The sequence below is a fragment of the Marinomonas sp. 5E14-1 genome (genome assembly GCF_039939215.1).
Classification (GTDB): Bacteria; Pseudomonadota; Gammaproteobacteria; order Pseudomonadales; family Marinomonadaceae; genus Marinomonas.
This window is the reverse complement of the sequence record NZ_JBDXMW010000007.1, coordinates 155,415-168,269: the sequence shown is the minus strand read 5'-3', so window position 1 is coordinate 168,269 and position 12,855 is coordinate 155,415. Positions and strand designations below refer to the sequence as shown.

Annotated in this window: 10 protein-coding genes; 1 reads left to right on the top strand and 9 read right to left on the bottom strand. The window is 42.2% G+C overall.

The window, feature by feature from the left end:
* Positions 1-49: 49 nt before the first annotated feature.
* The gene (locus ABFY09_RS08520; protein ID WP_347983887.1) at positions 50-724 is read left to right on the top strand and encodes a DUF3108 domain-containing protein; all 675 of its coding nucleotides are present in this window, start codon (positions 50-52) and stop codon (positions 722-724) included.
* Between the two features lie 25 nt (positions 725-749).
* On the opposite strand, the gene ABFY09_RS08515 is transcribed toward ABFY09_RS08520, so the two are convergent.
* From ABFY09_RS08515 to ABFY09_RS08475, 9 genes are all read right to left on the bottom strand, one after another.
* Positions 750-1,325 carry a molybdenum cofactor guanylyltransferase gene (locus ABFY09_RS08515; protein ID WP_347983886.1) on the bottom strand — a complete coding sequence of 192 codons (576 nt, stop codon included), beginning with the start codon at positions 1,323-1,325 and terminating at the stop codon, positions 750-752.
* 10 nt (positions 1,326-1,335) lie between these two features.
* Entirely contained in the window at positions 1,336-2,334 is a 999-nt protein-coding gene (locus ABFY09_RS08510; RefSeq protein ID WP_347983885.1) for a glycosyl transferase family protein, read from the bottom strand.
* Positions 2,331-5,006 (bottom strand): nitrate reductase, encoded by a 2,676-nt coding sequence (locus tag ABFY09_RS08505; RefSeq protein ID WP_347983884.1) that lies wholly within the window; start codon positions 5,004-5,006, stop codon positions 2,331-2,333. The genes ABFY09_RS08510 and ABFY09_RS08505 overlap by 4 nt, the downstream gene beginning before the upstream one ends.
* A 286-nt stretch (positions 5,007-5,292) precedes the next feature.
* Positions 5,293-5,628, bottom strand: coding sequence for a nitrite reductase small subunit NirD (nirD, locus tag ABFY09_RS08500; protein ID WP_347983883.1), 336 nt, complete (start codon positions 5,626-5,628; stop codon positions 5,293-5,295).
* Between the two features lie 4 nt (positions 5,629-5,632).
* Entirely contained in the window at positions 5,633-8,191 is a 2,559-nt protein-coding gene (gene nirB, locus ABFY09_RS08495; RefSeq protein ID WP_347983882.1) for a nitrite reductase large subunit NirB, read from the bottom strand.
* Between the two features lie 44 nt (positions 8,192-8,235).
* Positions 8,236-9,465 carry an FAD-dependent oxidoreductase gene (locus tag ABFY09_RS08490; protein WP_347983881.1) on the bottom strand — a complete coding sequence of 410 codons (1,230 nt, stop codon included), beginning with the start codon at positions 9,463-9,465 and terminating at the stop codon, positions 8,236-8,238.
* Between the two features lie 4 nt (positions 9,466-9,469).
* Positions 9,470-10,315 (bottom strand): ABC transporter ATP-binding protein, encoded by an 846-nt coding sequence (locus ABFY09_RS08485; protein ID WP_347983880.1) that lies wholly within the window; start codon positions 10,313-10,315, stop codon positions 9,470-9,472.
* A gap of 34 nt (positions 10,316-10,349) precedes the next feature.
* Positions 10,350-11,321, bottom strand: a complete 972-nt coding sequence (locus ABFY09_RS08480) for an ABC transporter permease (protein WP_347983879.1) — start codon at positions 11,319-11,321, stop codon at positions 10,350-10,352.
* Positions 11,322-11,386: 65 nt separating this feature from the next.
* Positions 11,387-12,796 (bottom strand): CmpA/NrtA family ABC transporter substrate-binding protein, encoded by a 1,410-nt coding sequence (locus ABFY09_RS08475; RefSeq protein WP_347983878.1) that lies wholly within the window; start codon positions 12,794-12,796, stop codon positions 11,387-11,389.
* Positions 12,797-12,855: the final 59 nt, after the last annotated feature.

Below are 12,855 nucleotides of genomic sequence, written 5' to 3'. Positions count from 1 at the left end.
AGAAAGAATGATCACTCGTAAAATTTCAATCTATATAATTGGCCTTTTCATGAGTGTTCTTTCTACCACTACCTTCTCTTCTGAGGCAGCAAACGATACCTTTCTTTTACCTTATTCTGCCACCTATAGCACTATTTGGAAAAAGGGCATCAGTTTCAAAGTAGAAGGCACACAAACCCTATCGAAGAAATCGGATAATACTTGGCAATTTGTATTCTCAGCCGATAGCATGATCGCTTCACTAAATGAAGTTTCCAACTTTTATGTCGAAAATCACCAAATAATTCCAACAAAATACCAATACAAAAGTGTCGCACTTGGCAAAAAGCGAACAGCAACACTGACGTTTGACTGGGAAAAAATGCTGGTTCGAAACGATATAAAAGACAAACCTTGGAATCTTGCAATCAACCAAAATACCTTAGACAAACTGTCCATACAACTGCAAATCCGACAAGATTTGAAAATAGGCAAAAGCGAGTTTGATTATCAAGTAGCCGATGGCGGGCATATTAAAAACTGGATTTTCGAGCGCAGTAGCTTAGAAACCATTGACACTAAACTTGGAAAAGTATCAGCAATTAAAGTTATTCGAACGGACAACTTAGCGAAAGGCAAACAGACCTCATTTTGGTTTGCTCCAAAATTTGACTATTTACTTGTTAAACTAGAACACAAAAAAGATGGCGAGTCCTATCACCTAAATATAGAATCTGTAAAGTAACGCTTTCAATAAAACATCACCAGACTTAGAGCAATGAATCTGGTGTGTTTACATTTAAAAAGTCGCTCTCTTTATTCCAAAATACGCTCTTACAGCCAAACATTTCATAAAAAACCATCACACTGTATCTCCCAGCCTCATCGAAAAAGCCTTTTAAATTCTCTATAGCAGATTGAACAGGCAAAATCGCATGTAATGGATGATTACCAGACTCTCCTGCTAAATAATGAATTTTATCTGGAGATATATGACATGCCTCTATAAGCGCCATAAAAGCGCTCTCCGTAATACGAGGTGTATCACATGGTGAAACAAGTAAATGAGAAGAATCAGCTCGCATCAAACAAGTCAATAAACCAGAAAGAGGCCCTTTCTCAGAATAGTCCTGATGATCCGAAACAACCTCGAAACCTAATGCTAAATATTCTTCTACATGCCGATTGGCATTCACAAAGACAGAGCCAGAAGCAGACTTCAATGCACGAGCAATCGGCATGACCATAGGTTCGTTTTGAAACAACAGAAGTCCTTTATCTTGACCTCCCATTCGAGTGCCTTTTCCACCAGCCAATACAGCGCTAGATAGAGATGTAAGTGCCATAAAAACTCGTTTAAATTAGTTTAGAAAACCAAATTTTGTCACGTTTAGACCATATATCATCAGCCAAACTTAAACATTCTTCGTGAGAAGCAACTCCGAACATGAGCCCAGCAACGGAAGCAAGTGTTTGACGAACCGCTTGCTCTCCAAATTGATCTACCTGTAACCCGCTCCAGTGGTCCGTCAGACGAGTTAGATCTAAATTATGCTTAAGACGCTTATGTTCCTTTTCCGCCTTAGACCAGCTCGTCCAACTGGCAACCCCTTTCTGCCATTTCCATAAGGTTACCTCTCTTTCCGGATTTACCTCGGCTTCACCATTACCACCTCGAAATACCAAGACAGAAGGGTCATTTAATTGCTCACAAGCTGAAATATGCAACACATCATAACCACGATGGAAGACACCATGCACACTATGATCGGCTTGAAATGGGTTCATCATGCGTACCACTGTATTAACTGGTGACCGTAACCCCAATGTGTATTTCAAGTTCATCATGTCACTTAAGGTAGAATCGATACTTTCAAGAGAGATATACGCAAAACCAATTTCATCAACCTTCTCCTTTACTTCCTGACGAGTATGGGAAATAGGCAAGCCTAAACGCTTAATGGCCTCATTTACAAATATTCTTTCTTCACCTTCAAATGCATGGCCATGCATCACTACTTTCTTTCCATAATTTGCCAAAGCAAGCGCAGCAAGTAAAAACCAAGGTAACTCATTACGCTTACCAGCATACGCAGGCCAATCAAGGTCTACGTGAAACTCTAGTGGATCTTTTCCTGATAAAAACTGACGTGTGGCCTCAGTAAACCCAACCGTTTCTTCCACTGTTTCTTCACGGATACGAATTAGCATCCAAAAAGCACCTAGCTGTTCTGGTTCAACTTTGCCATTTAAAATAAGAGACATTGCATGATCTGCTTCTTCAGTAGTCAAGCTACGAGAGCCTTTTTTACCGCGCCCTAAAATTTTCACATACTGTGTAAACGCATTACTCATGCAGAAAGCTCCGTTATAGTAGGGATAAAGTGTTTTAGTTCAGGAAGACAGGAGCCACAATTTGTTCCGCACTTTAATAATGAACCGAGCTCTTCGACTGAACAAACACCATCGGTAATTGCTTGTTCTATTTGCTTTTTACCGACTTGAAAACAAGTACATATTATAGCGCCTTTATCTTCAACATTCGCTGGCAATCCGACTAATATCGCCATACGATCCAACTCAGACAAAGGTTCTTGCTCCGCTAATTTTGACTCTAACCAATCACACGAAATAGACTCAGGTGTCGGATGCAAATACGCAACAAGAGAAAGCTTTTTATCCTGAATATACGCCAGCCTAATTTGCTCTGTAGCAGGGTTAGTGTATTCCAGCCACTCTCCTGTTGACGCCCCCTCCTGATTTAACAAAGCCTGAATCGAAGACACATTTTCGCCAACTGGCCACACCACTTCGTAATGATAGCCATGTTCAGATGGCACATAACACCAATAAGTGAAATCCAGTTTTTCAAGCGGCTCTGAAGATACAACCACGCCATAAGAAACCTCTTTTACAGCTTCAAGTTTAACTTGTGCATGTTTCGATTCCGGCTGCCCTGACAGTGGATCAACTACTTGAGGAATAAGGTTTGACACAACAGATGCATTGGAAAATTGTTGCGTCCAATGGATTGGTGCAAAAACATTCCCTGGAGTCACTGCTCGACTTACTTTTGCCTTCAACAAGGCTTCCCCATATGAAGAGGTAAGGCGAACAAGTGTTTTGTCTTCAACACCAAGCTCTCTTGCGTCTCTAGGGTGAATTTCTACATAAGGCTGGTCAGTGTGCTTTGTTAATAAAGCGGCATCGCCCGTTCGTGTCATAGTGTGCCATTGGTCTCGAACACGCCCTGTATTAAGTGTAAACGGCCATTCCAGAGAAAACTGATTAATAGGTAATTGTGGCACAATAGGTACAAATTTAGCTCGCTTGTCTGGCGTAAAAAAGCGGCCATCTTCGAACATACGAGCCGTGCCCTCTGGTCGACCTTTTGGCACAGGCCACTGCACAGGAATCAAAGCATCGTATTCCTCTTTTGTCATTTGACTGAAATGCCCAATATCGAAATCACGTTTGCCATTATTTTCAAAGGCAGATAACGCCGCATGCTCCACAAAGATTTCATGCACATTTCGATAAGAAAACGCTGACTGATAACCCAAGCTTTTAGCTACTTCACACATCGCCCACCAATCATGTTTGGCTTCACCTGGTGCAGGTAAAAGACCTCGTTGGCGTGAGATTCTTCTTTCTGAATTTGTCACTGTGCCATTTTTCTCACTCCAACCTGTTGCTGGAAATAAGACATCTGCCATCGCAGTGGTATCAGTATGCGCCTTGCAATCACTGACAATAACCAACTCACACTTTTCTAACGCTCTTCTCACTTGAGCCGTATCCGGCAGACTCACCATAGGATTAGTCGACATAATCCAAACTACTTTCACCTTACCTTCTTCCATAGCTTGAAATAAATCGACTGTTTTTAAACCGTTTTCTGTCGCCATATTAGGCGCTTGCCAAAAACGCTGAACCAAAGACTGAGCACCTGGCGTAGCAAAATCCATGTGTGCAGCCAACTGATTCGCTAATCCGCCCACTTCTCGCCCGCCCATCGCATTCGGTTGACCTGTAATCGAAAACGGTCCAGCACCTTCCTTTCCAATACGCCCAGTTGCTAAATGACAATTAATAATCGCATTACATTTATCGACACCCGATGAAGACTGATTCACACCTTGAGAATAAAAAGTCACCGTTTTTGGCGTTTCTGTCCACCAACTTGCCAACAGGCTTAACTCTTTTTCACTGACTCCACAGAATCCTGCCGCAGAAGCCAACGTCGGTGTTGACTCACTCGCCTGATTTAGCGCCTCTTTAAAACCATTGGTGTGACGAGAAATAAAACCTTGGTCAAGCACATTAGCCTGAACAGAGTGCTGTAACAAATAAGAGAAGATCGCCGCATCGCTGCCAGGTTTAATTCCCAAGTGCAAATCTGCGATATCACAAGTGGCTGTCTCTCTAGGATCAATCACAACCACTTTCATGTGAGGACGTTGCTTTTTAGCTTCTGCAATACGTTGAAATAAAATAGGATGCGTCCAAGCCGCATTAGACCCCACCATGATTAACAAATCGCACAGTTCTAAGTCTTCATAATTACAGGGAACGGTATCAGAGCCAAAAGCACGCTTATAACCAACAACCGCTGACGCCATACACAATCGAGAGTTGGTATCGACATTAGACGTTCCAATGAAGCCTTTGGCTAACTTATTCGCTACATAATAATCTTCTGTCAAAATCTGCCCAGAAAGATAAAACGCAAAAGCATCAGAACCATGATCCTTTACCACTTGAGCAATTTTTTCACTGACCGTCTCAATCGCCGTTTGCCAAGTAGCAGACTCGCCATGCACCATAGGAGTCAACAATCTATCGTCAGATTGAATGGTTTGTGCGAGGCTACTACCTTTAACGCATAAGCGACCAAAGTTAGCAGGATGATCACGATCTCCAGACACTGGCTCAACAGGGTCAGTAGTGGCATTTGGTACAGTAAAATTCACCCCGCACCCTACGCCACAATATGGACAAGTCGTTTTCTCAATTCGTGCTGTCATGATCACTCCTCAAACCTATTATCCAAAAACAAAAAAAGGCCCAATCGCTTTTCTAGAAAAGCGATTGGGCCTCGTTGCCTTTTGTAATATCTGATTGCTTTATGTGTAAACCTTCGTCGACTTACGGTGCATCAGTTACTTTTATACTAAGCAATAAACAAGCCAGTTTTGATAAAAGATGTTAAATCCATGTATTCGCTATCAATCCCCTATAAATGGACGAGTGATCTTTTACTAATAGCATAAGGCCTCAATTTTTTGCACCAAAATAATGCAAAAATACACATTAAGCTTCAGAAATGTACACATCATTCCCTTCTAGTTTGGCTTTCCAGCAAGGAATTCGAACCACTTCATCTTCCAGACATTCTCCAGAAGACAACACAAAGTGTTGTTTATACAAAGGGCTAGCAACAGTCCAATTGCCTTGAAGGTGAGCAACCAGGCCACGAGATAAAACGTTTGCTTTGCCAAATGGGTCCCAATTACTGATAGCAAACACCTTATCGTCAGACTCAGTTATATAAAAAAGTGCCACTTGCTGACCATCAACCATAGCCGCCACTCCAGCACCTCTAATAAGATCACTTTGCTTACAAACTAATTTCCACTGTGATGCCATCTTATTAACCCACCTTCGCAATCAATTCTAACTTTTCTTTTTCTGTCGCAGGGCGAATTTGATCACGCTCTTCAACAAAAACAACATTGTCATCCACACCATCATAGTTAACAAATTGACGGAATGTTTTCAGTGCTTCTGGGTCTTCTAATGTTGTTTTCCACTCACACTGGAAGGTATCAACAACATAATTCATCGCTGCATCCAGCTCGTCACACATGCCTAACTTATCCCCTATAACGACTTCTTTTAGATACTCTAGACCACCTTCAAGGCCATCCATCCAGACGGAAGTTCGTTGCAGTCGATCTGCGGTTTTTGTGTAAAACATTAATACGCGATCGATATACTTAATGAGTGTTTCATCATCTAAGTCAGTAGCAAATAAGTCGCCGTGACGGGGCTTCATACCACCGTTACCACAAACATAAAGGTTCCAACCGCCTTCTGTCGCAATAACACCAATGTCTTTACTTTGTGCTTCTGCACACTCGCGAGTACAGCCAGACACGGCAAACTTGATTTTATGAGGAGAACGCAAACCTTTATAACGGTTCTCCAAATCAACTGCCATGGTCATACTGTCATTCACACCATAACGACACCAAGTACTACCAACACAAGACTTAACCGTTCGTAATGACTTACCGTAGGCTTGGCCTGTTTCAAAACCCGCGTCGACAAGCTTTTTCCAGATTTCTGGCAGCTGAGGCAAGGTCGCACCAAATAAATCAATACGTTGACCACCTGTTACCTTGGTATAAAGCTTGTATTCTTTTGCCACCTCACCAAGCACAATCAATTTTTCTGGTGTAATCTCGCCACCAGGAATACGAGGAACGATAGAGTAAGTACCGTCTTTCTGCATATTACCTAGGAAGCGATCATTGGTATCTTGCAAGATAATGTGCTCTTTTTTAAGAACATATTCGTTCCAAACACTGGCTAAGATAGAGCCAACCGCGGGCTTACAAATTTCACAACCGTGACCTTTACCGTGCTTTTCTAACAACTCATCAAAGCTTTTGATCTTGCCAATTTTGATGATGTTATATAAGTCCTGACGCGTATAAGCGAAGTGTTCACAAATGTCTGTGCTGACTTCCACCCCTAGCGCAAGCAGCTCGCTATCGACTACTTTTTTCAGCAAAGCAGCACAACCCCCACAACCTGTTCCGGCTTTTGTCATTCCTTTCACATCACCAACAGACAAAGCTCCGCCACAGACAGCATCACTGATATCTTGCTTCGATACATTATGACAACTACAAATTGACGCTGTCGCCGGCAAAGCGTCAACTCCCAACGCAGCGGGTGCGCCATCCATTGCTGGTAAGATCAAAGATTGCGCTTGTTCAGGTAAATCAATCGCATTCAAATAGTATTGCAGCAAGGTATCGTAATAACTATTGTCACCGACTAACACCGCGCCTAGCAATTTCTTGCCATCTTCTGAAACAACCATTTTGCGGTAGCTCTGGCTCAACTCGTCTTGATAAACAAAAACCTTACAGCCTTGTGAAGTGCCATGAGCATCACCAACCGAACCTACATCACAACCAAGTAACTTCAACTTGGTACTCATATCTGCACCAGTAAATGACAAACCTGCATCGCCCATCAAATGACCTGCTGCTGCTTTCGCCATGGTGTAACCTGGTGCAACCAGACCAAAGATTCGATTATTCCAAAGCGCACATTCACCAATCGAGTAAATATCTGCATCGCTGGTTTGGCATTGGTTATTAATAGTGATACCGCCACGCTCGCCCATTTCTAGGCCAGACTGCTTCGCCAATGCATCTTGAGGTCGAATACCTGCAGAGAACAAAATCAAATCTGTTTCAAGGTGTGTGCCATCAGCAAAATTCATACGATGGAAAGCCGTTTCTCCATCGACAATTTCTTGTGTCGCTGTATCGGTATAAACCTTCACACCTAAAGCTTCGATCATTCCTTTCAGAACACTACCGCCCTTTTCATCTAACTGAACAGGCATAAGTCGAGGGGCAAACTCTACAACACTGGTTTCTAACCCGAGATTCTTTAAGGCATTTGCAGCTTCCAAACCTAACAAACCACCGCCTACAACTGTGCCACGAGTCACTTTCTTGGCACAATCTCGAATAGCATCCAAATCTTCCAATGTTCGATAAACAAAGGTGTTATCACGTTTGTGACCCGGAATTGGCGGAACAAAAGGATAAGAACCTGTGGCCAAAACAAGCTTGTCATATGCTAATGAATCACCATTCTGCAAAAGTAGTGTTTTGGCTTCACGGTCAATCTCGGTTACAAGACTATCTGTAAAGTAACGAACGCCATTATCGTCATATAACGTACCGTCTGTCATAGCCAAATCGGCTGCGCCTTTACCAGTAAAATATTCACTGAGATGCACACGGTCATAGGCTAAATGAGGCTCTTCACCAAATACGGTAATATGGAAAGTTTTATGACCACCTTGGGCAATAATCTGTTCAACAAAATGGTGGCCGACCATACCATTCCCCACTACAACAAGATGTGGTTTATTGGCCGATAGAGGTATGTTAGATGTCATCGTGTTCCCCTTGCTTTTAACTAGCAACGTCTAAAACCGCTTAATTAGGCCACTTTTGGGCAGCAATATGCTTCCCCAAACACCAGTAGTTCAAGCATGTCAGAGACATTAGTTTTGTTTTTAATTAGCTGAAAATACCAGCTCCCATCGGCAACGTTGCCATAAAGAATTGCTCCAACTAATACGCCATCGTTGACGATAAGTTTGCGGTAATGATTGGCTCCTACATCTTTAAAGAAGATGCATGAGTCTTCTGGGTCTGCTTGAATCTTCCCGACTGAAAAAAGATTCACACCAGATACTTTTAATTTGGTTGGAGTAGGCTCAATTGAAAAGCTGGCATCTTTGTCATTCAGCACACTGATTAACACTTTTATCTGATCCCAAATAGGAGCGACTAAACCAAAAGTCTGCTGTTCAAATTCACAGCATTCGCCTAATGCAAAAACATCTCGATGGGACGTTTGCATTTTTTCATCCACTATAATCGCCTGATTTACTTTTAAACCAGCTGACTTCGCCAAAGCAATTTCTGGTGAAATTCCTGCCGCCATAACAATTAAGTCAGCTGCAACTCGTTCACCATCCGCGCGCACAACTTGATTAACAAGACCGTTTTCTGATTGGATAAAAGAAGATGGCGATTCGCCCAGACGAAACTCAATTCCCATTTGCTCTAATCGGCTACCTAACAAAGCAGCCGATTCAGTATCTAGCTGTCGGTTCAACAACCACTTTGAGCGATGAAAAACAGTAACTTTATGACCTCGCTTAACTAGTCCAACAGCTGCCTCTAATCCCAGCAAGCCACCACCAATGACACAAACAGAACGCTTCTGTTGAAGGCTCGCCATAACGTTGACATCGTTCCAAGTACGAAAGCCCATCACATTTGACGCCTTCGCCCCATCAATAGGCAAGATTTTTGCTCGTGAACCTGTCGCCATAATCAATTTGTCATAGCCAATGGTTCTAGTGCTGGCTAAACAAACCACTTTAGCCTCAAGGTCAATGCTCTCAACCCCATCACCAGCAATAATAGACACACCTTCTTGCTGCATTTTTTCCGTATCAACCAAAGACATTTCATGGTCTGAAATATCTTTGGCCAACAAAGAAGACAGCATGATTCGGTTGTATCCAACCTGAGCTTCTTCACCAATCAGTGTAATAGAATAATTCGCATTTTTTTGCTGCATCAATTCAAACGCCAGCTTGCTGCCTGCCATTCCACCACCAACAATAACAATACGAACACAGCCTTCTTGACGCATATTCTTAAGCACTCACTGCTGAATTTGTGCCTGATGCCTTTTTCGCTTTCGCAGCAGAAATAGGCTCAACTTTGCGCTGTTTCTCATATAAGAAAGTCAGTACCTGCGCACGGTAATCAACATATTTAGGGTCATTAGCCAATGCCAATCTATCTCGTGGACGTTCTAAATCTACATGAAGAATTTCACCTATGGTCGCCTCTGGACCATTCGTCATCATGACTATACGATCAGACAGTAAGACAGCTTCATCAACATCATGAGTAATCATAATGACTGTGTTATTTAGATCTTTTTGAATCTCCATCAAAGAGTCTTGAAGGTGTGCACGGGTTAAAGCATCCAAAGCTCCAAAAGGCTCATCCATTAGCAAAACACTTGGCTCCATTGCCAGCGCACGCGCAATACCTACACGCTGCTTCATACCACCTGAAATTTCATCAGGCCGTTTGTCTGCCGCATGAGTCATATGCACAAGGTCTAGGTTGTGCATAATCCATTCGTGCATTTCTTTTTTAGACTTTGTCTTCTTGAAAACCTGTTTAACCGCCAATTCAACATTTTGGTATGACGTCAACCAAGGCAACAAGGAATGGTTCTGGAAAACAACAGCACGCTCTGGGCCTGGGCCTTTCACTTCTTTTCCATCAAGTAAAATACCGCCTTCCGTTGCATCATAAAGTCCTGCAACAATATTCAGAACAGTAGATTTACCGCAACCAGAGTGACCTATCAGGGAAACGAACTCCCCTTTGTTAATTTTCAAACTGACATTATCAAGCGCTTTGAACGAACCTTTTGGGGTTGGAAACTCGATAGAAACTTTGCTGATATCCAAATGGGTTGACATATTTATCTCCTACTTAGTCTTATCTAGTTAACCATTAACGTAATACTTGTGTTTTATCCCAAGAGACAAAACGCTGAACTACAAGCATAGCTCGGTCTAATAAAAATCCGATAAAACCAATCATCAACACCGCCACCATAATTCGCCCTAGCGAGTTAGAACTACCGTTTTGAAATTCGTCCCAAACAAACTTACCTAAACCTGGATTTTGAGCCAGCATTTCTGCTGCGATAAGAACCATCCAAGCAATACCTAAAGACAAACGAAGTCCGGTAAACATCAATGGGATAGCAGAAGGGATAACAATCTTGATGACATGGGTCATCCAATTCAGACGCAATACTTTTGATACGTTTAACAAGTCTTTCTCTACCGCTGCTACACCTACGGCTGTATTAATCAAAGTCGGCCACATGCAACATAACGTCACAGTAAACATGGAGGTTAGGAAAGATTTCGAAAACATTGGATCGTCTGTAACATAGGTCGCACTCACAACCATAGTGACCAAAGGCAACCATGCAAGCGGTGAAACCGGTTTAAATACTTGAATAACCGGATTAAGAGCACTGTAAACTGAACTATTAAGACCAATTAAAATACCAAGCGGAATTGCGATAAGACTCGCCAATCCAAAACCTGCCAATACGGTATAAAGGCTTGTAAATATTTGATCAAAAAAGGTTGGCTTACCTGTGTAATCTCTTAACTTACCCACATAGCTAGGATCTTTCGCTTGACGCGCTTCAATGCGTTTTTCTTGGCGCTCATAAAACGCTTCTTCCTTAACTCGCTCGTTTTGATGTTCAGCTACAAGACTATTCCATTGCTCGTATACAACTGATGGCCCTGGGAACTCTCCTAAAGAAGTATGAACTCGGCTTGCACCAACCTGCCATAACGAAATAAAAACCAAAATCCCAAAAAGAGGAAGCAACAAGCTTTTCAATGAAATGCTTTCTACTTTGTCTTTCAATGACGCTATGGATAAGCTCGGTATATTCATATTTCTCTCTCACTCTGTTTAACAAAATAAGACAGCCTGACTGACTGTCTTATTATTCGCTTTACTTATATTTGGTCGTCGCCTTTCAAACCAATTTCAAAGCTTTTCAGGTAATCATTTGGTTTTTTGCCGTCATAAGTAACACCATCGATAAAGTCACTTTGTGGTGCTTTGAAGCCATCTTCTGCTTCAAAATCTGGGAATTCAGATGCCACCATCAAACCATCTTCGATCAAAGCATTGGCCGCTTGAGCATAGATGTCTGGACGGTACACTTCTTTCGCTACGTTCATGAACCATTCATCTGACTTAGGCTCTGCAATCTGTCCCCAACGACGCATTTGAGTCAGGTACCAGATAGCATCACTGTAGTAAGGGTAAGTTGCGTTATGACGGAAAAATACGTTGAAGTCAGGAACTTCACGTTTGTCACCTTTTTCATACTCAAATGTCCCAGTCATACTGTTAGCAATAACGTCGTAATCGGCACCGACATAATCACTACGAGACAAGATTTCAACTGCTTCGGGACGGTTAGCATTGTTATTTTCATCCAACCATTTCGCTGCACGAATCATGGCTTTTACAACACGAATGTGTGTATTTGGATATTCTTCTGCCCAATCACCACTCACACCAAATACTTTCTCTGGATTGTTTTTCCAGATTTCGTAATCGGTAATAACTGGAACACCAATACCTTTAAATACTGCTTGCTGGTTCCAAGGTTCACCCACGCAGTAACCGTGAATGGTTCCTGCTTCCATTGTTGCTGGCATTTGCGGTGGAGGCGTTACTGACAACAAGGCATCCGCATCAATCTGACCACTTGTATCACCTTTCGTTGGCGCATAGTAACCAGGATGAATACCACCAGCTGCTAGCCAATAACGTAATTCGTAGTTATGAGTAGAGACAGGAAACACCATTCCCATTTTGAATGGTTTTCCCTCTGCTTTATAACCATCGATAACAGGTTTTAAAGCACTAGCACTGATTGGATGAACTGGTTTTCCATCAGAGCCGCTTGGAATGTGCTTTTTCATTTCAGCCCAAACATCATTAGAAACGGTGATGCCATTACCATTCAAATCCATACTAAATGCAGTAATAATGTTAGCCTTTGTCCCATAACCAATAGTTGCTCCTAAAGGTTGACCCGCCAACATATGAGCACCATCAAGCTGCCCATCAATCACTCGATCTAATAATACTTTCCAGTTTGCTTGTGCTTCTAGCGTGACATATAAGCCTTCATCTTCGAAATAACCTTTCTCGTAGGCAATCGCTAAAGGCGCCATATCAGTTAATTTTATAAAACCAAATTTGAGCTCTTCTTTTTCTGGGTAACCAAGCTCAGCATGAGCAATTCCAGATAGGAATGTAGAACCAATCAGTAAAGAAAGACCTACCTTCTTAGTTGAAGAGGCTAACTCGGGTAAGGATAAAACCGCTTTCAAAGATCTCATATTCATAACTATGCTCCACTTGAGAAACGTAAAAACAAAAAAAGGCGCATGCGGATCACAATTAA

What these genes read in the sequence shown, in the direction of transcription:
- ABFY09_RS08520 (WP_347983887.1), top strand. Translation starts at nt 50, where the DNA reads ATGAGTGTTCTTTCTACCACTACCTTCTCTTCTGAGGCAGCAAACGAT.
- ABFY09_RS08515 (WP_347983886.1), bottom strand. Translation starts at nt 1,325, where the DNA reads ATGGCACTTACATCTCTATCTAGCGCTGTATTGGCTGGTGGAAAAGGC.
- ABFY09_RS08510 (WP_347983885.1), bottom strand. Translation starts at nt 2,334, where the DNA reads ATGAGTAATGCGTTTACACAGTATGTGAAAATTTTAGGGCGCGGTAAA.
- ABFY09_RS08505 (WP_347983884.1), bottom strand. Translation starts at nt 5,006, where the DNA reads ATGACAGCACGAATTGAGAAAACGACTTGTCCATATTGTGGCGTAGGG.
- nirD (WP_347983883.1), bottom strand. Translation starts at nt 5,628, where the DNA reads ATGGCATCACAGTGGAAATTAGTTTGTAAGCAAAGTGATCTTATTAGA.
- nirB (WP_347983882.1), bottom strand. Translation starts at nt 8,191, where the DNA reads ATGACATCTAACATACCTCTATCGGCCAATAAACCACATCTTGTTGTA.
- ABFY09_RS08490 (WP_347983881.1), bottom strand. Translation starts at nt 9,465, where the DNA reads ATGCGTCAAGAAGGCTGTGTTCGTATTGTTATTGTTGGTGGTGGAATG.
- ABFY09_RS08485 (WP_347983880.1), bottom strand. Translation starts at nt 10,315, where the DNA reads ATGTCAACCCATTTGGATATCAGCAAAGTTTCTATCGAGTTTCCAACC.
- ABFY09_RS08480 (WP_347983879.1), bottom strand. Translation starts at nt 11,321, where the DNA reads ATGAATATACCGAGCTTATCCATAGCGTCATTGAAAGACAAAGTAGAA.
- ABFY09_RS08475 (WP_347983878.1), bottom strand. Translation starts at nt 12,796, where the DNA reads ATGAATATGAGATCTTTGAAAGCGGTTTTATCCTTACCCGAGTTAGCC.